At 41.3% G+C, this 21,722-nt stretch carries 21 protein-coding genes; 2 read left to right on the forward strand and 19 right to left on the reverse strand.

Going from position 1 to position 21,722, the window contains the following annotated elements; all coding sequences use genetic code 11:
* Positions 1-13: 13 nt before the first annotated feature.
* The 18 genes from folP to mreD form a co-directional block, all read right to left on the reverse strand.
* Positions 14-1,441 carry a dihydropteroate synthase gene (gene folP / locus LRA01S_RS10735; RefSeq protein ID WP_082785367.1) on the reverse strand — a complete coding sequence of 476 codons (1,428 nt, stop codon included), beginning with the start codon at positions 1,439-1,441 and terminating at the stop codon, positions 14-16.
* The gene (gene folE, locus LRA01S_RS03145) at positions 1,438-2,013 is read right to left on the reverse strand and encodes a GTP cyclohydrolase I FolE (RefSeq protein ID WP_061774189.1); all 576 of its coding nucleotides are present in this window, start codon (positions 2,011-2,013) and stop codon (positions 1,438-1,440) included. The genes folP and folE overlap by 4 nt, the downstream gene beginning before the upstream one ends.
* 33 nt (positions 2,014-2,046) lie before the next feature.
* Complete coding sequence (folK, locus tag LRA01S_RS03150; RefSeq protein ID WP_061774190.1) at positions 2,047-2,547, reverse strand: 2-amino-4-hydroxy-6-hydroxymethyldihydropteridine diphosphokinase; 501 nt, start codon at positions 2,545-2,547, stop codon at positions 2,047-2,049.
* Entirely contained in the window at positions 2,540-2,902 is a 363-nt protein-coding gene (gene folB, locus LRA01S_RS03155) for a dihydroneopterin aldolase (protein ID WP_082785369.1), read from the reverse strand. The genes folK and folB overlap by 8 nt, the downstream gene beginning before the upstream one ends.
* A 153-nt stretch (positions 2,903-3,055) precedes the next feature.
* Positions 3,056-3,325: a 30S ribosomal protein S15 gene (rpsO, locus tag LRA01S_RS03160; RefSeq protein ID WP_061774191.1), complete on the reverse strand. Its 270-nt coding sequence runs from the start codon at positions 3,323-3,325 to the stop codon at positions 3,056-3,058.
* A 159-nt stretch (positions 3,326-3,484) separates the two neighbouring features.
* Entirely contained in the window at positions 3,485-5,401 is a 1,917-nt protein-coding gene (pknB, locus tag LRA01S_RS03165) for a Stk1 family PASTA domain-containing Ser/Thr kinase (protein ID WP_061774192.1), read from the reverse strand.
* A gap of 1 nt (position 5,402) precedes the next feature.
* Positions 5,403-6,149 (reverse strand): Stp1/IreP family PP2C-type Ser/Thr phosphatase, encoded by a 747-nt coding sequence (locus LRA01S_RS03170; protein ID WP_061774193.1) that lies wholly within the window; start codon positions 6,147-6,149, stop codon positions 5,403-5,405.
* 130 nt (positions 6,150-6,279) lie between these two features.
* A complete protein-coding gene (gene rsmB, locus LRA01S_RS03175; RefSeq protein ID WP_061774194.1) occupies positions 6,280-7,593 on the reverse strand; it encodes a 16S rRNA (cytosine(967)-C(5))-methyltransferase RsmB in 1,314 nt (437 codons plus the stop codon).
* Complete coding sequence (fmt, locus tag LRA01S_RS03180) at positions 7,586-8,515, reverse strand: methionyl-tRNA formyltransferase (protein ID WP_061774195.1); 930 nt, start codon at positions 8,513-8,515, stop codon at positions 7,586-7,588. Before fmt ends, rsmB begins: the two co-directional genes overlap by 8 nt.
* A 141-nt stretch (positions 8,516-8,656) precedes the next feature.
* Positions 8,657-9,445 (reverse strand): pyruvate formate-lyase-activating protein, encoded by a 789-nt coding sequence (gene pflA, locus LRA01S_RS03185; protein ID WP_061774196.1) that lies wholly within the window; start codon positions 9,443-9,445, stop codon positions 8,657-8,659.
* Between the two features lie 208 nt (positions 9,446-9,653).
* Positions 9,654-10,070 carry a hypothetical protein gene (locus tag LRA01S_RS03190; protein WP_061774197.1) on the reverse strand — a complete coding sequence of 139 codons (417 nt, stop codon included), beginning with the start codon at positions 10,068-10,070 and terminating at the stop codon, positions 9,654-9,656.
* 334 nt (positions 10,071-10,404) lie between these two features.
* On the reverse strand, positions 10,405-12,132 hold the full coding sequence (gene ptsP / locus LRA01S_RS03195) for a phosphoenolpyruvate--protein phosphotransferase (RefSeq protein ID WP_061774198.1): 1,728 nt from the start codon (positions 12,130-12,132) through the stop codon (positions 10,405-10,407).
* Between the two features lie 2 nt (positions 12,133-12,134).
* Positions 12,135-12,404, reverse strand: coding sequence for a phosphocarrier protein HPr (locus LRA01S_RS03200; protein ID WP_003139450.1), 270 nt, complete (start codon positions 12,402-12,404; stop codon positions 12,135-12,137).
* A gap of 305 nt (positions 12,405-12,709) precedes the next feature.
* On the reverse strand, positions 12,710-13,738 hold the full coding sequence (locus tag LRA01S_RS03205) for a 3-deoxy-7-phosphoheptulonate synthase (RefSeq protein WP_061774199.1): 1,029 nt from the start codon (positions 13,736-13,738) through the stop codon (positions 12,710-12,712).
* Positions 13,739-13,865: 127 nt separating this feature from the next.
* Positions 13,866-14,891 (reverse strand): 3-deoxy-7-phosphoheptulonate synthase, encoded by a 1,026-nt coding sequence (locus tag LRA01S_RS03210; protein ID WP_061774200.1) that lies wholly within the window; start codon positions 14,889-14,891, stop codon positions 13,866-13,868.
* 113 nt (positions 14,892-15,004) lie between these two features.
* A complete protein-coding gene (gene secA, locus LRA01S_RS03215) occupies positions 15,005-17,596 on the reverse strand; it encodes a preprotein translocase subunit SecA (protein WP_061774201.1) in 2,592 nt (863 codons plus the stop codon).
* 122 nt (positions 17,597-17,718) lie between these two features.
* Positions 17,719-18,915 (reverse strand): peptidoglycan hydrolase PcsB, encoded by a 1,197-nt coding sequence (pcsB, locus tag LRA01S_RS03220; RefSeq protein WP_061774202.1) that lies wholly within the window; start codon positions 18,913-18,915, stop codon positions 17,719-17,721.
* Positions 18,916-19,002: 87 nt separating this feature from the next.
* Positions 19,003-19,536, reverse strand: a complete 534-nt coding sequence (gene mreD, locus LRA01S_RS03225) for a rod shape-determining protein MreD (protein WP_061774203.1) — start codon at positions 19,534-19,536, stop codon at positions 19,003-19,005.
* A 335-nt stretch (positions 19,537-19,871) separates the two neighbouring features.
* Between mreD and LRA01S_RS03230 the strand changes: the two genes are divergently transcribed.
* The gene (locus LRA01S_RS03230) at positions 19,872-20,159 is read left to right on the forward strand and encodes a LapA family protein (protein ID WP_082785368.1); all 288 of its coding nucleotides are present in this window, start codon (positions 19,872-19,874) and stop codon (positions 20,157-20,159) included.
* Between the two features lie 65 nt (positions 20,160-20,224).
* Here the strand turns inward: LRA01S_RS03230 and mreC are convergent, their stop codons facing one another.
* Positions 20,225-21,088, reverse strand: a complete 864-nt coding sequence (gene mreC / locus LRA01S_RS03235; protein ID WP_061774205.1) for a rod shape-determining protein MreC — start codon at positions 21,086-21,088, stop codon at positions 20,225-20,227.
* Positions 21,089-21,243: 155 nt separating this feature from the next.
* Between mreC and LRA01S_RS03240 the strand changes: the two genes are divergently transcribed.
* Positions 21,244-21,693 (forward strand): NUDIX hydrolase, encoded by a 450-nt coding sequence (locus LRA01S_RS03240; protein ID WP_061774206.1) that lies wholly within the window; start codon positions 21,244-21,246, stop codon positions 21,691-21,693.
* Positions 21,694-21,722 lie beyond the last annotated feature (29 nt).

Below are 21,722 nucleotides of genomic sequence, written 5' to 3' on the forward strand. Positions count from 1 at the left end.
AGCCTATTTCGGCTTAATGTGCGTTTTTTAATAGCTCAACAAAACTTGTCATTTGACGGGCGGATTTAACATCGTGAACCCGCAAGACTTTAGCGCCTAAGCGGTACATCTCTGTCGCGGCAACTAGCGATAAATCAGATCTCTCGTCTTTTGGTAAATCAAATAGGAATTTCGCCCAGCCTTTATTAGAAACTGCTGTCATAACTGGACGCTTAAAAGTTGTTAAACTAGCAACAGCTTGCATCATGGCTAGATCTTGATAAACATCAGAATTTTTCGAGTAGCCCACACCTGGATCTAGCGCGATGCGTTCTCGCTGAATCCCAGCTGCTTCAAGGCTTGCCAAATTTTCTCTAAACCAAGCCACCATGTCTGCCGCGATATCCACTGACAGCTCTTGATCCCTCGGGTTAAACATGGTTAATAACCCGACATTCGTTGCTGCCATTAAAGACAACTTCCTTGGATCATCTGTAAAACCATTGACGTCATTGATAATATCAGCGCCAGCCTCTATGGCTGCGACCATGACCTCATACTTATAAGTATCGACAGCCACCACGGCATAGGGGTGCACTTTTTTGATGCCTTGAATCACTGGAACGATTCGTTCAATCTCTGCTTCTGGTGTGAGCGGAACAAAGCCTGGCCGTGTCGTCTGACCACCAACCTCAACCACATCAGCCCCATCAGCTAACTGTTGCGTCGCCTGCGCTATTGATACTGTAACGCCTCCAACGTGTTCACCATTATAGAAAGACTCGGGACTGACATTCAAGACACCATAAATGATACCAGTCTCTTGCGTCAAGTCATGACCATTGGCCTGCCAAATAATATCTTCATCCTGTAGTTTGGCAAGTAGGCGTTTGGTGGCGCGACCTCGATGGTGATAATTAAGCTGTTCAGCTACGGTCAACTCGGCAATCGTTTTACCTGTCTCTATCAAGAAGATCGTATCTAAACCTTTGCCAAATTGGCCCCGACTTTCAGGCGAGACAGCAACGCCACCGCGGCCTTCAACAGTCAAGGTTTGCTGATCTGGAGTAATGAGGACGAAAATTGCTGCCATGTAGGCCGTATGATCATCCCTTGTAGCGTATAAATCTTGAACATACTGATTTTCTGCCGCAACTGTCGCTAGCCCTAAGGCTTTAAACTCCCGAGCAGTCGTCAAACCAAATCGCTCTGGAAAGGCACGCAAAAACATGCCCGAGTCGTCCGCTAAGACATATTCCGTCGGGAGCAAGGTATGGATAAATTGAGCCTTAATCCGTGCGTTGAGGGCTTGATCATCAGTTGACTCTGGTGGGAAATCTTGGGCCGGTATCAGCTCACGATAATTAACCAGTTCAATGCCATAGAGTTTGAAAAACTTGGCAACATCAGCGGTCTTAGCCGTGTTGTTAGACGCAAAGACAATCCGAGATGGTAAGGTCATTTGCCACTCACTTTCATCATAAATTCTTGGCGTAAAAAGGCATCTGTTTTCAGTAGACCTTTATAAAGACTAGTTGTCGTATAAGTGCCTGGACGATTAATCCCGCGCATTTCCATACACATATGCCGAGACTGAACGTGAACAGCCACACCTTTAGGATGCACAATGCGTTGCATCTCTGAGCAAATCAAGGCTGTCAGGTTTTCTTGGACGCTAGGTCTACGCGCTGCCCAATCGACTAAACGCGGAATCTTACTCAAGCCAATAATTTCGCCATCGGGAACGTACCCAACGGTGACTGTTCCAAAAAACGGTAGCAAATGGTGCTCACACATGGCATAAAAAGGAATATCTGCTACGATGACCATATCTGAATCCTGATCTGTCGGAAAGAGTTTATAATTATCAAACTGCGTCTCGCCAGTTGCCGAAAAGATTTCAGCATAGGCCTTAGCCACCCGTTTAGGTGTTTCGAGCAAGCCATCGCGGTTAGGGTCATCCCCAATCGCTTGTAGCAGATTTTTTGTACCTGTTTCAAGAGTTTCTTGATGTTCCTGAGAAAATTTTTTCATGAATTACTTTCTAATCTAAGCCATTGGTTCAGGCTAGTAGGTGATGTCATAAGGTGTTGGCTGTACCCAGTTTTGGTCAGCAGTCTTGTCTAGTAATGCCTGCGTTTGTTTGACCACCGTGACATCTGAAATACGTTCAGCCACTTCAAGCAAAGGTTGCAAGACAAAGCGACGATTGGCCATTTCAGCATGTGGAATGGTGAGTTGCTCACTCACCATGCTGAGCTCACCGAAAAGTAAAATATCCAGATCAATCGTCCTTGGTCCCCAGTGAATGGTCTTGACTCTTTTCATCTCTTTTTCGATTTGCTGGGTCTGTGTTAATAAAGCCTCAGGCTTTAAAGACTCGGGGACATCTAGAGCTAGAGCAATATTATAAAAATCGTCCTGAACCACCTCACCGACCGGCTGTGTCTCATAAATCTTGGATACACCTAACACAGGATATAGCTCGGTTAATTTATCAACTGCAGTCTGTAAATTAGCGTGTCGATCCCCAAGATTTGTCCCGATACTCAAATAAACCTTAGGCATGGCTGCCCTCCACAGTGATGATAATATCATCAAAGACACCCGCAATCGGAACCGAATATTTTTTGACTGAGAGTCGAATTTTTTCGGCCATAGGAAAAGCAGTCAGTAATGCTGTTAATGCACCATTGGCCACTGATTCCATGAGGTTAAAATCATGTTGCGTCACATAATCTCGGATGACGTCGTAAACGTCCGCATAGGAGATTGTCGTGGTGAGGTCGTCGTCCTTGACCTGATGCTCGATGTCATAATCGACTGCAACATCGACTGAAATTTGTTGACCTAACGTCTTTTCTTCTGCAAAAACGCCATTGTGCGTGTAAAAACGCATATTTGTAATTTGTATTTGACCCACGACTGCTCCTTTTTGGGGGTAACTAGTGGTGATGATAGCTATCCCGTTTTTTTGTTTCAACTAGTCCTATTTTATCATATTTTTAGGAGGCTTTCAGCGTCACAATCTTGTGGTAACAAAAAAATCCCAAGCAAGTTAGGATTTTTCTGATGATTAACGACGAAGACCAAGTGATGAGATCAATTCGCGGTAACGTGGAATATCTTTTTGACGCAAGTACGCCAACAAGTTACGACGGTGACCGATTTTTTTCATCAAACCACGGTAAGTCGCGTGGTCTTTTTTATGGTTTTGGATGTGATCGTTAAGGTGGTTAATTTCCCAAGTCAAAACAGCGATTTGAACTTCTGGTGAACCAGTGTCGCCTTCAGTACGCGCGTATTGCTTGATGATTTCAGTTTTTTTCTCTTTTGAGATTGCCATTGTGTTTCTCCTTTTAGTCTTGAGCTAGTGCTCAATTGATTTTATTGCTGCTTCCGTGCTAAACGTTTGGCGTTCGCTAAGCTCAGAACCAGTTGGTACTTTATCTATTATACAGCTTTTTTTAGCGCTGTCAACTCACTGAGATATTCCCTAAACCGATTACTGTGATTTAGATTGTGTCGTTGAATTGGCAGGTGTCGAGCTTGAAGATTTTGAAGCATTAGCATCCGCTTCACTTTTAGATCTCGAATCTTCGGCTGATTTAGAAGCACTTGCTTCACTTTCTGACTTAGATTTAGATTCTGACTCAGACGCTTCTTTGCTAGCAGATGCAGAATCAAATTGCAGCACCGTCAAAACAATCTTCGTATCTTTTAACTTGAAAGATTCGCCTTGTGCAGGTGTTGACCCAATCACATAACCATCTGAATTTTGGTCTGTTGTTTTCGTGTATTCAACCGTAATATTGGCATCTGGTACACCCATATTCTGCAACTCAGCTTTGACTGCGGCCACTGTCTTAGTGCTTAGACCATTGGTCATATATGTTGGCATCACCGCTTGATTGCCTTCAGAAACTTGGAAGACGATGTCGTCTGTGCCATCTAGGTCAAACAAGGCACCTTTTTTAGGCGTTTGCTTGATGATTTTACCAGCATCAATGCTATCTGACTTAACTGATTCTTTCTTGATTCGACTTTCATCCACATTATGCTTAAGAATCAAATCGTCAATGGCTTTATCAACATCCCAACCGACATAGTTGGTCAACTTGATAACATTGCCACCTTTTGATACATAAAGGTTGACACTAGCGCCTTCTTTTTTAACCGTCTTGGCTTCTGGATTCGTCCGTGTCACTTTACCTTCAGGCAAGTCACTGATCTCTTTGATCTCACGACCAACCTTCAACTTGTTATTTTCAAGAACCGTTTTAGCCTGAGCAACCGTCATATTGGTCACGTCTGGTACTTTTACTTCCTTAGGTGTCGTCCAGATAAGTGCTGCAACCGCAATTACTAAGATAAGTGCTACCACACCACCAATAATCAAACCTTTAGGGACACGTTTTTTCTTACTCGTGCCAACAAGTGGCTCAATGCCACCTGCCGCGCCATGAGATGCGGTGTCTTGCGTCACTTTCGTAACCAATTTATCTGTATTGCCATTATCCGGAATCAACATTTTAGGCAAAATTTTTGTCGCGTCAGCATCTTCGGTAAAGGTCAACTTAGGATCATGCGCATGGTCCAAGCTCAAGGCAAGGTTCAAATCACGACGCATATCCGTCACGTTCGCATAACGATCCGACAATTTTTTAGCTGTTGCCTTAATCACAACATTTTCCAAAGCCTGTGGCACATTTTTATTTTGATTAATAATGCTAGGCAGGTTTTCTTGAAAATGCTTGAGGGCAATGGTAACAGCACTATCGCCATCGAAAGGAATCGCCCCTGTCAACATCTCATAAATGATAATCCCTATCGCATAGAGATCACTCTGAGGTGTTGCATTACCGCCACGTGCTTGCTCAGGGCTGAGGTAATGGACGGAACCAAACATTGAGTTGGTCTGTGTTAAAGACGTTTCAGAAAGCGCCTTAGCAATCCCGAAGTCCGTTACTTTAGCCGTACCATCTTTGGTGATCAGAATATTTTGCGGTTTCAAATCACGGTGAATAATTCCGCTACTATGCGCCAAAGCCATTGCAGCTAAAATTTCATCACCAATCCGAATCGCTTCTTCGTTAGCAAGCGGTGCATGTTCATTGATATATTGTTTTAAGGTCAAGCCATCAATATATTCCATGACGATGTATTGCTGGTCATCTGCATCACCGACATCAGAGATACCGACGATATTCGGATGATTCAGCTCTGCCATGGCATAAGCTTCACGCTGAAAACGTGCAATCGCTAGACTATCATTTTCAAAGTTTGACCGTAAGATCTTGATGGCAACCTGACGGTTATCCAAATAAGTATCTTCTGCCAAATAAACATTAGCCATGCCGCCACGGCCGATTTCTCTGATGACGTGATAACGATCTGCATAGATTTTTCCAATTTGTATCATCTTACAGATCTCCTTTATCAAACTTGACTAAAATCACCGTGATATTATCCAGACCACCATTGGTATTGGCAAGGCTAACTAGGGCTTGCGCTTGACTAGTCACATCTTGATCATTGTCTACCGTTTCGATGATTGCCTCAGCTGGCACCATATTCGTTAACCCATCAGAACTCATAATAATGATATCATCAGCGTCAATTTCTAGCGTCAACGTATCGACATCAATGTCTGTTGGTTGACCTAAAGAACGCGTGATGATATTTTTATTCGGGTGCTTTTCAGCTTCATCTGCTGTGATTTCACCAGCATCTACCAGCTCTTGGACGAGTGAATGGTCACGTGTGATTCGGATCAATTCTCCGTTTTTAATCACTTGTGTCCGAGAATCGCCAACATGGGCACTGATGATTTGATGTTTTTGAACGACGACCGCTTCAAGCGTTGTCCCCATCCCCTTGTAATCATCTAGCTTCCCAAGGTTTGCGATATTTTCGTTTTCAGCGCGAATTTGAGCTCGAAGCCATGCTTCAATCTCATCAGAATGACTGTCATTTGTAAAATCAGTCGTCGCCCAGGCTTTGCCTAGATCTTCAACTGTCAATTTACTGGCAACATTACCAGCCTTATGACCACCCATACCATCTGCAAGCAGAAAAATCCGCTCACCCTGTTGATTTTCATAGGTGTCGGCATAATCCTGATTATTCACGCGTTTTTGCCCAACGTCTGACAAAATACTGTACTTCATCTAAGTCCTCATTCAAGTTATAAATACAACGGCTTCATCTACTATCGTCTTTACACAATTTCATTTGAGATTAAGCGCATCTGGACTGACCACATTTTCCCGAAGGATTTTGATCAAAGTCCAAAGCACCTTATTTTTTGCACAATTTTGCGATAAAGAAACCATCCGTATGATAAGCATCTGGCGTGATCATGAGGCAGCCATTTTTTACAATGTCGGCTTTTTCATGTGTCAGAGGCACTTGCACAAATTCTGGATGTTTAGCCAAGAATTTTTCAATGACTTGGAAATTTTCTTCGTCGAAAATAGTACATGTACTATACACTATAATACCACTATTTACAAGGGTTTTGCAAGTATTTTCTAGAATTTCAAGCTGAACTTTCTGCAAGTTTTCAAAATCGGTTGTTTCTTTTCTATATTTAATATCCGGTTTACGACGAATTAGGCCAAGCCCAGAGCAGGGTGCATCGACTAGAATTTTATCAAAACGGTCTGCTCCGAATGTCTCAAAACTTTGACGCGCATCTAACTTGGTCAAGCTGATTTTTTCTGCTTGGTGGAGACGTTCAGCATTTTGTTTGATCAAACGCAGCTTATGATCATACAAGTCTAGTGCTTCGATGTGCCCTTGCTCTGACAAGTATTCAGCGATGTGGACGGTCTTGCCGCCAGGCGCTGCACAGGCATCCAAAATCTTGTCTGTCGGTTGAGCATCTAGTGCCACAGCAACCAATTGACTTGATTCATCTTGAATCGTAATCAGCCCATCATTGAAATCAAGTAAGTCAGCAAAATGACCTGACTTAGCGACAATTCCTGTCGGAGATAATTCTGATCTCTCGACATCAAATTCTTGCGATAGCTTATTAAATTCTGTCTCAACATCTGTTAACGTCGTATTTACGCGCAGGCTCGCCCGACCCGGTTCTTCCAAACTTTGAAAAATCTTGAGCGTTTTTCCAAAGCCAAACTGTTTGACAAATTTTTGTGTCAAATCAGCTGGCATTGAATATTGAATTCCTAACTTTTCAGTTGAATCTGAAATTTCGTCGAAAGTGCGAAGCTCAGCGCGCGTAAAATTGCGGAGCACGCCATTGACAAAACCTGATAAACGTTGATCACCTTGCTTTTTCGCAATCTTAACCGCTTCATCCACCGCAGCTGATGTCGGAATCCGATCCATATAAATGATCTGATAAACCGTCATGGCTAGCAGGTTTTTGACCCATTTTTTAGCCTTCTTGACATAAGGCTTAGTATACCAGTCCAGCGTGATTTTTTTAGAAATCGTGCCGTAAACAAGCTGTGTCACTAGCTTCTTATCCAGCTCGGTCAAATTTTCAGACTTAATTTTTTCATTAAGTGCGATATTTGCATAGGCATCGTTGTTTAATACGTCATTGATGACAGAAAGCGCCACTCGGCGCGGATTATTACTCAAATTGATCTCCGATATTGATAGTTTTCCCTAAGCCATTTAGAAAATCTTGGATAGGCATTTTTGGCTTACCTGCTGGTTGTACCATAACTAGGCTAATCGCCCCTTCTTTTGTGGCAATGACCAGATTTTTTTTCGTCTTCTCGATCACTTGACCTGGGATACCTTCACCCTCAACCAATGCGACCTCGTGAAGCTTAAAGCGCGTCCCTTGCCAAATCGCATGGGCAACTGGCCATGGAGACATGCCGCGCACTTGATTGAAAATATCGCGCGCAGAAAGCTGCCAATCAATCCGTTCTTCTTCAGGTGTGATGTTAGGCGAAAAGGTTACTTGCGTTTCGTCCTGTGGCTGCGGCGTGATTTTGCCTGCCAGATAGTCCGGTAAAGTATCCAGTAAAAGCTCTCGTCCAACGAGACTAAGTTTTTCAAACATAGTCCCAACATTATCAGTATCCGTGATTGGAATGGCACGCTGTGAAATCATATCACCAGCATCCATTTTTTTGACCATTTTCATAATCGTCACACCTGCCTCAGCATCCCCGTTGATAATGGCATAATGGACTGGCGCACCACCACGGTATTTCGGCAATAGACTGGCATGAACATTAACCGCATGCTTAACTGACTTGAGCAAGCTTTCTGGTAAAAACTGACCAAAGGCTGCAGTCACTATGATGTCTGCTCCCAACGCCATAATCTCTTCCATCTCATCAGAGCCCGAGATTTTTTCAGGTTGATAAACCGGCAAGTTATGACGTAGTGCCGCTTCCTTGACAGGCGTCATTTTGATTTCTTTTTTTCGGCCCACTGCACGATCTGGTTGGGTGACAACGGCCAACACCTCATAGCCTTGCTCAATCAGCCCATCTAAAACCGGCACTGAGAAGTCTGGTGTGCCCATGAAAATTATTTTTGTCATTGCTTTTCTGTCTTTCTTTCATTGATTTTAAAAACTGTCTATTTTCATTATATCATGCTTTACTTGAGGAGACTAATCGTGACCTCGTTCATCTAAAAAACCGAAGCAGATAAAACTTCGGTTTCAATCATTTTTTGATGTTTATTTATTCACACGTTCCAAATATTTTTTATAATCTTCTGTATGCAAGAGTGAATTTGCATTTGCAACACGCTCGCTAGTCGGTGGTTTCACACCAGTTAATGGATAATCCCAGCCCAGCTCTCTCCACTTGAATTCTCCCATGGTGTGATATGGCAAGACTTCAAACTTCTGAACATTTGACAATGTCTTAACATAATCACCTAGTGCCTGTAAGTCTTCATCAAAATCTGTCTCACCCGGTACAAGGACATGGCGAATCCATACAGGCGTGCCTTTATCTGACAAATACTGTGAAAATGCGATAATATTGTCATTTTGATGACCTGTCAAATCACGATGTCGAATCCCATTGATTTCTTTAATATCTAACAAAACCAAATCGGTCACGGCAAGCAGTCGATCGATTTTTTCTAAGGTTTCAGGCTTGGTTGAAAAAGGTTGCCCACACGTATCTAGTGTGCAGTGAATGCCAAGAGTTTTGGCCTTCGTAAACAGAGCTGTTACAAATTCCATCTGTAACATAGCTTCACCACCAGAGACTGTAATGCCACCACGACTGCCCCAAAATGATTTAAATTTGATAGCTTCTGCAAGGACATCATCAACTGTTCGTTCTTTTGCCTTACCATTAGTCATCGCCCAGGTATCTGGATTGTGGCAAAACTTACAACGCATTTTACAACCCTGCATAAAAATGACAAAGCGAACACCAGGTCCATCTACACTTCCAAAACTTTCTGTTGAATGGATCAATCCCGTTACGTTTCCTATGTTTTCCATCATCATCTCCACTTTCTTAATCAGATCCCTAAACCAGCATTTGCCCTGATCCACATCAGGTAATACATTTTTTATAGTTTTCCTATCTCTATTTTACGTTATTTTGTAAGCGTTGACAAATACTAGCATTATTTTTTAGAACAGGCCTTGTCAAAACTTTCAAACTAATACAAAATAAAAACTAGACATCATCGACTAGTTTCACATCTAACTTTTACAAACCGTCCAAGAAAGCAGCTACAGCTATGATAAGTAACGGTAAAGCTATGATAAGGGCAATGACGACATTTCTCTTCCAATGCGTCGCATCTGGTATGACCCTCTGAACATCTTTAAATGACGTCACACTGTTTCGCCATAGCTCTTCTCTTGTATAGCAATCTTTGTCATTAACCATGAGCGTGCCGTCATCTTGAATGGCAAACTCATTTCCTAAAAAAGTAAGTGTAGGAGGAACAGCAAACTTTCTACGTGTCCCTTTGGCTACCTTTTCATCTCCGGCCAAGGCATTTTCGTACTGCTGTATAAAATGAGAGGGCAGGTAACGCCGATCGCCATTATCAAAATCAAGCATGATAAAATTATTAGGCAACATCTCTGCATTTTTAACTTTAGGAATTACGTCACTCATATTTCATTTCTCCTGAATTGATGGATCTAGAGGGAGTACTTTTTTCTAGATATTTGCGACTTGCAATGTCCACCACATGGTGGGTTTCCTTCCCCTAAATAGTCATATAATGACAAAATAAAATACAATATAATGACCATTTCTATATCCGAGAAACCGTTTCCTCAGATATTTCACCTTTATTCTAACACAAATTAATTTTAATGCCAATATATAACTATTCTAGCTTCGCTTTTTTATAACTAGGCCTATCTTTTAATCATTCCATACCATTTTAATATATAAAAAAACACTAGCCACTTTCGTAACTAGCGATTTTCTAATTATTTATTGCTTATTTTGTGTAGTCTTCAACCAAGGCAAAAACTTCTTCCATTGTCGCACATTCAGTCAAGGCTTTGTTAGCCAATTCTTGCATTTTCGCAGTGTCAAGACGTTTCATCAAGCTACGTGTTTGTAGGATTGATGTCGCTGACATTGAGAATTCGTCAAGTCCCATACCAACTAAAAGTGGTACAGCAGTTTGGTCACCGGCCATTTCGCCACACATACCAGCCCATTTACCTTCAGCATGCGCTGCTTTAATCACGTTGTTGATTAAGCGCAAGATTGATGGGTTATAAGGTTGGTAGAGGTAAGAAACTTGTTCGTTCATACGGTCAGCCGCCATCGTGTATTGGATGAGGTCGTTAGTACCGATTGAGAAGAAGTCTACTTCTTTAGCGAATTGGTCAGCAAGCATTGCTGCTGCTGGGATTTCGATCATGATACCTACTTGGATGTCGTCAGCAACTGCTACGCCTTCAGCGAGCAAGTTTGCTTTTTCTTCATCGAAAAGTTTTTTAGCTGCACGGAATTCAGTCACGAGTGCAACCATTGGGAACATGATGCGAAGTTTACCGTGAACAGATGAACGAAGCAAAGCACGCAATTGTGTGCGGAACATGGCATCGCCACCTTCAGACAAGCTGATACGAAGCGCACGGTAACCAAGGAATGGGTTCATTTCTTTCGGAAGATCGAAATAAGGCAATTCCTTGTCACCACCGATGTCCATCGTACGGACAACAACTGGTTTACCATTCATGCCTTCAAGCACTGCTTTATAGGCTTCATATTGTTCATCTTCAGTTGGGAAGTCTTGTGAATCCATGTAAAGGAACTCAGTACGGTATAAACCAACTGCTTCCCCACCATTTTCATTCACGCCGACAACGTCTTTAGGTGTACCAATATTGGCAGCCAATTCAAAGTGTTTGCCATCAGCAGTCATTGTTTCAGCATCTTTAAGCAAAGCCCATTCTGCTTTTTGATCAGCATAAGCTTTACCTGCAGCAAGAAACTCTGCTTGTTCAGCTTCTGTTGGTTCGATAATGACATCACCAGTGATCCCGTTGACAGCCAAGAGTTGACCGTCTGTCACAAGTGTTGTGATGTTATTTGTACCAAGAACAGCAGGGATTTCAAGTGTCCGTGCCATGATAGCTGAGTGACTTGTACGTCCGCCGATATTTGTAATAAAGGCTTTAACGAATTTTTTGTCAAGTTGCGCTGTATCAGATGGTGTCAAATCATGTGCAACGACGATCACTTCTTGATCGATTGTTGCAGGACTTGGCAATTTCTTGCCAAGTAGATTTGCAAGCACACGTTTTGTAACGTCTTTGATGTCAGCAGCACGTTCTTGCATGTATGGATTATCTTCCATACCTTCGAAAATCGCGATAAACATATCTGTCACTTCTTTAAGTGCTGTTTCTGCGTTTGTTTTCTTAGCGCGAATCGTTTCTTTCATTTGACCGATCATTTCTGGATCTGCAAGAACCATCAAATGCGCGTCAAATACCGCTGCCGCTTCGTTTCCTAGGCTTTCTACAGCTTTCTCACGGATAACGTTAAGCTCGCCTGTGCTTGCTTCAAGAGCAGCATCCAAGCGAGCTTCCTCGTTGTCTGTATTTTCGACAGTAACTGTCTCAAATGACAAATCCGGTTGAACAAGTAGATAAGCTTTGGCAACTGCAACACCGCTAGACGCGGCAATACCTGTAAGCTTTTCTGCCATGATTATTCCCCAGCCAATCCTTCTTTTGTCATTGTTTCAGTGATTGCAGCGATTGCGTCGTCTGCGTCTGCGCCTTCAGCAGAGATTGTAACGTCAGCACCTTGACCAACACCAAGTGACATAACACCCATGATTGATTTAAGGTTAACTGATTTACCTTTATATTCAAGGTTGATGTCAGAAGTGAATTTTGAAGCTGCTTGTACAAGCAAAGTTGCAGGACGTGCGTGGATACCTGTTTCAGCTACGATGTGAAAATCTTTAGATGCCATGATTGCATTCTCCTTAGTTTTTTCGATAATTTTTGACTTTTAGTTATATTTCAAAGCCATCACAAGAATATTTTATCACAAAATGAAAAGGTTTGCAATAAAAATGCAACAATTATTTATCATGTGTGCTATACCAGCTTATGATGACAGCTGCTACTTTTCAACAGATCATGGGCTTTTTCACGCAAATTCTTTATGAAGAAATCTCACACTTCTTATTTTCTCTTTCTTTTCGATCCGCCATCTGTTTCATAATATCTCGAAACACGCAATAAAAAAGAGGCTTTCGCCTCCATTATTCTGGATTAATCCAAAGTTTCATAAATTTCGTTAACTAGGGCTTCTGTTTTATCCCAACCGAGACATGGGTCTGTAATGGACTGGCCAAATACTTCTGGTGTATCCTGGCGTCCATCTTCTAAGTAAGACTCAATCATAAAGCCACGGACAGTTTGCTTGATCTGCTCGTTCCAGTCACGATTAATTAGGGTCTGACGCACGATGCGGATCTGCTCTAAGAATTGTTTCCCTGAGTTATCGTGGTTAGTGTCCACCATAATGAAAGGATTTTTAAGTCCCATTTTGTCATAAGTCGCAATCGCTTTGAGGAGGTTATCGTAGTAGTAATTTGGTTCATTTTCACCGTACTCGTTTGTCGCACCACGTAAAATCACGTGCGCCAAAGGATTGCCGTCTGTGTCCACTTCCGCATTACCAAACAAGAAGTTTTGTTTGTTTTGCGCTGCATGAATCGCATTAAACATCACGCTCAAGTTACCAGAAGTTGGATTTTTCATACCTGTTGGTGCATCAATACCTGATGCCACAAAACGGTGCTCCTGATCCTCAACTGACCGTGCACCAATCGCATGGTAGCTAACCAAATCGTCGACCATGCGCAAATTAGAAGGGTAGAGCATTTCGTCAGCGGTTGTCAAACCAGTCTGCGTGATCACTTTATAATGCAGGTCACGAACAGCCTGAATCCCATTGATGAGATCCGGTAATTTAGACGTATCTGGTTGATGCATCAGGCCTTTGTAGCCATCACCATTGGTCCGAGGTTTAGCCGTGTAGACACGCATGACCATAAAGACCTTATCCTTCACTTGCTCTTGTAACTTGGCTAAACGGTGGGCGTATTCCAGAACCGCAGCTTCATTATCTGATGAACAAGGGCCAATAACGAGCAAGATACGGTCGTCTTCACCTTTGATAATGCGTTCTAACTCGGCATCACGCGCTTCTTTTTTAGCTAAAATATCGCCTTCTAGTTTGGCGTGTGACTTAACTGTTGCGATATCAATTGTCGCACCTTTTTGATGTATTCCCATTTTTCATTTTCTTTCTAATTATTACAAAATTCTGACAAAATTATTTAAACAAAAACTGAAGCAAGCTCCAGTTTCGTCGCCAAATTTCTGACTGGTACAAGGCTCCTAAATCGAGCAGCGTCCCTTATTAAAGTTCTTGATATATTTCGTTAATCAAGTTTTCCGTTTTATCCCAACCGAGACATGGGTCTGTGATTGATTTACCGAAAACGACCGGCTCGTCTTGACGACCATCTTCCAAGTAAGACTCAATCATGAAACCACGAACATATTTATGAATGAGTGGATTCCATTGATGATTGATCAAGGTTTGACGGATAATTCGGATTTGTTCCAAATAACGTTTTCCTGAATTATCATGGTTGGTATCAATCATGATGAAAGGATTTTCAAGACCCATTTTTTCATAAGTCGCGATCGCTTCTAACAAATCATCTGTATAGAAGTTAGGAATATTTTTGCCATATTCATTCAAGGCACCTCGAAGAATCGCATGTGCTAATGGGTTGCCTTCAGTTTCAACTTCTGTTCGGTTAAAGAGGAAGTTTTGCGGTGCTTGAGCAGCATATATCCCATTAAACATAACATTCAGATTACCTGACGTTGGATTTTTCAAACCAACAGGTACATCAATGCCTGAAGCCACAAAACGGTGCTGTTGGTTCTCAACCGAGCGTGCCCCAACTGCAATATAGCTGACTAGGTCATCAATAATCCGCAGATTTTCAGGATAAAGCATCTCATCAGCAGTTGTCAAACCAGTCTCAGTGATGACTTTATAATGCAATTCACGAACAGCTTTGATACCATTTAACAGATTAGGTTGCGCTGTCGCATCTGGTTGGTGGATCAAGCCTTTGTAGCCATCTCCATTGGTCCGTGGTTTTGCTGTATAAACGCGCATGACCATGAAAATTTTATCTTTAACTGTTTCTTGTAACTTAGCTAAACGACGGGCATATTCAAGCGCCGCTTCTTCATTATCAGATGAACAAGGACCAATAACCAATAAGATACGGTCATCTTCGCCTTTGATGATAGCTTCTAACTCACGGTCACGGGCTTCTTTCAAAGCTTTAGTTGCCGCTGAAAGTTTGCCTAATTCTTTGATTTCTTCTATCTCTAGTTTTTTAGAAATTTCTTTAAATGTCATTTATTTACTTTCAATCTTTAGCTAAGTAACCGTCTTGCGACGGCTACTTTCATGGAATCGTCCTCAAGGCACTCAAGTACTTTGAAGAACTTGCAACTAATTTTTTCGTATGATTAGACGATTCTAGCGCGGCCATGACAATTTTTAAATTTCTTGCCTGAACCACATGGACATGGATCATTACGTTTCACTTTTGAAAAGTCTATACCTGATGTCTCAACATTCGTTGCTGCTTCTGCTGAAGCAACATTTGTCAGATTTTCTAGTGAAGCCGTTGTCACGACTTTAGGTCCATTATCTTGCTGAATCGTTGTTTGTGGATGAATTTGTGCTTTCATCATCAAACGTGTCACTTCAAACTCGATCGCACCAACCATGTTATTAAACATGTTGAAGGCTTCTTGTTGATATTCAACAAGTGGATTATTTTGGGCGTAACCACGCAAGCCAACACTTTGTCGCATTTGATCTAGTTGGTCAATATGATCTGACCAGTTTGTGTCAACAGTTCTAAGAATAACAGCTTGTTGGAAACTTAATTGACGTTCTGGATCAGCTAATTTTGCCATTTGATCAGCATAGATCACCTTGATTTTGTCTAAAATCAAGTCTTTAATAGCAGATAAACTCAAGCCATCCAGATCAGTAGCTTTGATTGCACCGTCAGGAAGGAAGCTACTTTCCACTTGGACGATTAAATCTTGCGTCCCTGTTTCATCTAGCTTTCCTAAAGGCGCTTGCCCTGCAATGCTGCGTTCAATCGTCCGATCAAACATACCAAAAAGTTCTGGTGTTAAACTCTCTTTGGCTGTAATTACTTCATAGCGTTGTTTATAAATCACTTCACGTTGTTCGCGAATGACGTCATCATATTGCAAGACTTGTTTCCGAGAATCGTAGTTATTCCCCTCAACACGTTTTTGTGACGCTTCAATCTGATTGGTGATCATGCGAGATTTAATCACCGCATCTTCACCTTCAATTTTGAAACGCTCAAGGACTGCCGCTACACGTTCACTACCAAAACGACGCATCAAATCATCTTCAAGCGACAGATAGAATTGTGACACACCTGGGTCACCTTGACGACCAGAACGACCACGCAACTGATTATCAATCCGACGAGATTCATGACGTTCAGTCCCGATAACAGCCAGCCCACGATATTCCGCTTCTGGATGATCGACAACACCAGCACCTAATTTAATATCGGTACCACGACCCGCCATATTGGTCGCAATGGTTACTGCACCCTTTTGGCCGGCATTCATGATGATTTGAGCTTCTTTAAAGTGATTCTTAGCATTCAAAACTTCGTGTGGAATACCTGATTGGACAAGTTTTTGAGAAATGATCTCCGATGTTTCCACACCGACTGTCCCGATCAAGATGGGTTGACCCTTATCATGACGGTCTTTGACATCACGCACGACTGCTGCAAATTTTGATTCAATCGTTGGATAGAGCAAATCTGGATGATCGACACGAATGACTGGCATATTAGTCGGGATTGGGATGATTTGCATATTATAAATTTCACGGAATTCTTCCGCTTCTGTTTTTGCAGTCCCTGACATCCCTGCCAGTTTTTTGTACATCCGGAAATAGTTTTGATAAGTGATAGACGCCATTGTCTTAGACTCATCTTGGATTGGCACGCCTTCTTTGGCTTCAATCGCTTGGTGGAGGCCATCAGAGAAACGACGTCCTTCCATGGCACGACCGGTAAATTGATCGACAATCAACACTTCTTGATTTTCATCAACCATGTAATCAAAGTCAAGAGACATGATATAGTTAGCACGCAAAGAATTATCTACAAAGTGCGTCAAGGCCGCATTTTCAAGATCATAAAGATTGTCAATCGCAAAGAACTTCTCTGCTTTATCAATCCCTTCTTCTGTCAAGCTAATCGTTTTAGACTGGACATCAATTTTATAATCATCGCCTTCTTCATAGTCTTCACGACCATTCAAAGATTTGACAAATTGGTCTGCACGATAGTAAAGTGCACTTGAGCTTTCTGCCTGACCGGAAATAATCAACGGTGTCCGGGCTTCATCGATCAAAATCGAATCCACTTCATCGACTAAAGCAAAGTTCAAAGGGCGTTGTGACATTTCTTCAAATGTCGTTACCATATTATCACGCAGATAGTCAAAACCTAACTCAGAGTTGGTTGAATAAGTGATATCGCAAGCATATGCTTCACGTTTCTCAACTGCTGACTTGGTTGATGAGTTAATCCCAACAGTTAATCCTAGCCAGTTATAGAGTTCTCCCATTTCAGTCGCATCACGCGCTGACAGGTACTCATTGACCGTGACAACGTGGACACCTTCACCCGCCAAAGCGTTCAGGTAAACTGGCATTGTCGCCGTTAAGGTTTTACCTTCACCAGTACGCATTTCAGGGACGTCACCATTATGAAGGACAATACCACCCATAATTTGAACGTGATAAGGAAAAAGACCTAGAATCCGTTTAGCACCTTCACGAGCGACCGCAAATGCTTCATAGAGTAAATCATCTAGTGTTTCGCCATTTTGATAACGCTGTTTAAACTCAGGTGTTTTGGCTTGAAGTTCAGCATCAGACATAGCCGCATAAGCTGCCTCATAGCTTTCTACCTTTTCTGCCATTTTATGCAATTTTTTTAATTGTTTTTTATCATTTTCAATTAGTTTTTGAATAATGTTAGCCATTTTATCTCCCAAAGAGTCTTAGTCATTGTCTTAAAACAATATACTCTCAACAATTTTACCATTTTATAACCTAAATTTCAATTATAAAAAAAATCGCCCTGAGGCGATTTTTGATAGATGCATCAATTTGGATAGATATAAGTCACAGCACCTGGATCGAACAAGCCGCCACGGTGATCTGCAATATAACGTTTACCTGCATAGTTTGATTCTTGAACGGCAATTTGATTACCACTTACTTGGTAAACAACGGCAACGTGACCATAACCACCTTGCCATACAGCGATAGCACCAACTTGTGGTACTGAACCTGTACGTAAACCAGCTCTAGCTGCAGAGGCAGCCCAGTCGCCACCATTACCCCAGTAATCGCCTGCCCAAGGTGCTAATACTTTAGCCCCCCATGTACACTCACCTACTGGATAAGTGTTGGCACCACCACCGCCACCTGGAGGCGTAGGTGTTGGCGTAGGTGTTGGCGTAGGTGTTGGTGCTGGCGTATAACCACCACCGCCACCACCAGGATTAGGCACGTTATTGTCAATGGAAGCACCATTATCAGTTTGTTCTTTTGCTTTAGCAGCGGCATCAGCAACTTGATCGCTGTAAGCTTTTTCACGAGCAGCTGCTTCTGAAGCGGCTGCTTGAGCAGCAGCTTTTTGTTCAAGCAATGAAGCTTTATCACCTTCTGCTGTTGCACGTTCTGCTGCTAAGTTCAATTGAGCAACTTTAAGCTGTGCTTGTTGTGTTTCAAGTGTTTTAGCTTGATCATCCATTTGAGCTAGCAGTTTGTAGCCTTCATTTGATTTCGCTTGGTTTGTTTTTACTGCTTTGTCTAAATTAGCTTTAGCAGTTTCTTGTTGTTTCATCATGTCGTTGTTTGCTTTTACAACAGTTCTCATTGCTGAGACGCGTGTTACGACATCTGATAAAGATTTAGAGTTGATGACAGCATCCACGTATGATGTTGCTGAACCATCTGTTTGTGCTGAACGTGCTTGTGCTTTGAGCGCTTCATCACGTTCTTTAATTTCTTTTGTTAAGTCGCCAATTTTGACTTGTAGTTTTTCAGATTCTTTAAGCAAATCGTCAGTCTCTTTTTTAAGAGCGCTTTGTTTCGACGATAATGTATCAACTTGTGACTGAATATTTGTCACTTCTGTCTGAGCAGTTGCTTCGGCAGATTTTGTCGAGGCAATTTTTGCATCCTGACTCGCGATTTTATCATCGGTTTCATCGGCTACAGCAACGAATGCTGTTGAAGCTGATGTTAAAACAACTGTAGATAATAAAAGAGCTGATATCAATTTTTTCTTCATATAGTTTTCTTTTCCTCCAAAGGCTATCGCGTTTTCGGTTCAATTTTAATTATACGCTTTCAAAGTACGATTAATGTTACAATCATGTTACAGTTTAGTTTTCATTTGTAACGCTTTCTTTGCTTTTGTTATCCCATAAAATTTTTCTAGAGGCGACTGCAAAACAATGGCAAAGAAAATGTTAAGGAACAAACTTGGCGCTATTTCATAGATCACATAGTCTACAAAATTAAAGCTCGAAATTTGAAACCCTAAGATAATGGCGCCCGACAAGAACTCAAAAGCTGTTACAATAATAATCACAGTAAAAATCCGCGTTAAGCGATTTGCAAAGACTGTTTGTCGAATATTATACACAAAAAGTGCAATCAAAGGAAACAATAAGCTTGCGATACCATAAACACCGATATAGTAGCTGTCATAGATTAGTCCGATGACAAAAGCAACGATAACAACATAATGATAGCTATGCTGCAAGATACTATAAGTCAGAAAAATCAGGAGTAAACAAGATGTCACAGTTGTGACATTTGTACTAAGCAAGTGCGTCAGCTGGCCATCTAATAGCATCACGACTAATAAAATGAAGGGCGTAAAAAATTGAAAGGAGAAACGACTCATTTTTGATCATCCTTTCGAAAACTACTATTATATCTACTATTATCATATTTTTGGTGGTGATAACTGTTTAACATCTCTTTTTTCCTCCATATTCCCTATCTTCTTTCACGTACCTAGAGTTGATTAAGCCAAGAAACAGGAAAACATTAATATCTTCATTATATCACTACTTGCTTTCTTTTTCTATCTGTTCTAAACCCTCTCTCGAAATGTAATTAAATTGACAAATTATAATATACGCTGTATTATAATGATATAGGTAGATGATTCTTAAGTCTTTGGCTGTTCTATTTTAATCCCTATCAATACGCAGCCTTACATATAATGGAGGAATGATGGAAAAATTTAAAAAGATTGCGACACCAAAACGTATTTTAGCACTGATTATTCTGATTCTAGTTTTAATTTTTGCCTTTCAAAACCTCAATACTGTTTCCCTTAATCTTGTCTTTTTCTCGCTCAATATGCCCTTATTAATCTTGATTGTTGCCTTATATGTCCTAGGCGTGATCACTGGTTGGTCTGTCAAACGAAATGATATCAAACAGATTGTTAACAAGGCACAAGATGAAACAAAAAAAGAAATCAAAGATTTACAAGAACAGATAAAAGATATCAATTAGTCAATACAAGAAAAGCTTCCGAAAAGATCTCAATCTCTTCTGAAGCTTTTTGATTTTAAAATAGTTTAATTACTTGCTTCACTCAAGCCGCGTTTGACTGCGAAAACAAAGCGGATATTATCAAATTGACTAGCGGGCTTCACATAGACTTCCCGATCCATTCCTTTTTGATTTTTCTTTTCACCGATAATGTCACCTACCAACAGGTCGGAAGGTGAATTACCACCAAGTCCAGATGTCACAACTTGATCACCTTTGGCGAACTGATTATCTGATGAAATCTGTGTGATGATAAAGGCATTTTGCTGCGCATCATAACCTGTAATCAGGCCATAAGCAGGATTTTCTGCCGAACCCAGTCTGACTGGGATTTTATTTTCCAATACTTTATCCGATGTTAAGAGTGCAACCTTAGAAGTTGTTGTATTTACCTGTGTAATCCGACCGACAACGCCACCATTGCTCATGATAATCATATCATCTTTAAGACCATCAGCTGATCCTTTATCAATTGTCATCGTGTCTCCCCAAGCATTGGGATTACGAACAACAACATTTGAAGCTACTTTTTCATAGTTTGTCAGCGTATTTTGCAAATCGAGTGCTGCTTTTAACTCTTTATTTTCAGCTTTTAAGCTATCCAATTCAGCTGCATTATCCGTTAAACTTGTAATTTTTTTACTTAATTTAGCGTTTTGTTGATAAGTTGACAGCAAATTACCAACCTCAGCTACCTTATTCTCAAAAAAGTTAAATGGCGCAGCGATAATACCATCTAATCCCCCAACAGTGTCATTGACAACAAGCGTCATTTCTGACGGTCTCCGATTATCTTTAAAATGACGTGTCGAAATGATAATCGTGACACAAGCTGTAATCATCATGATGAGTGCAATGATAATGATTTTACTAATATTTATTTTTTTCAATGGTGTAACTATCTCCAAGTCTGAGCGAGGGGCAACACTTCTGATTTGCGTGTTAGCCGCCTCTTTATGTTTACCGTTTATTTTCTACTGTTTTATTTTATCAAATTTTAAGGAAATTTGATAGAATAGACTTAAGAAAATTAACGGAGAAAAATATGATTCCAACTTTTGGCAAAAAAATTGACAGCAAAGACTATCAAGCGCGCTACGGTGTCTATGGTATCGTCGCTCGCAAGGACAACACCGAAATTTGTCTCGTTCAAGCACCGAATGGCGCTTATTTCCTACCAGGCGGTGAAATTGAATCGGGTGAAGATCATAAAAAAGCACTCGTTCGTGAGTTACATGAAGAACTAGGTGCTAAAGCTAAGCTTGGCAAATTCCTTGGGCAAGCAGATGAATACTTCTATTCATCTCATCGTGATACTTACTATTATAATCCAGCCTATATCTATGAAACGGTTGGCTATGAAGTATTGGGTGCCCCATTAGAAGATTTCAATCATATCGATTGGTTTCCTGTTGAAACAGCCATCAAAAAACTAAAACGAGGTAGTCATAAGTGGGGCGTTGCTGCTTGGCAAGACTATCTGAACGCCCTATAATAAAAACCTGTCCGACGACAGGCTTTTAT

The sequence above is a fragment of the Pseudolactococcus raffinolactis NBRC 100932 genome, assembly GCF_001591765.1.
Lineage (GTDB): Bacteria > Bacillota > Bacilli > Lactobacillales > Streptococcaceae > Pseudolactococcus > Pseudolactococcus raffinolactis.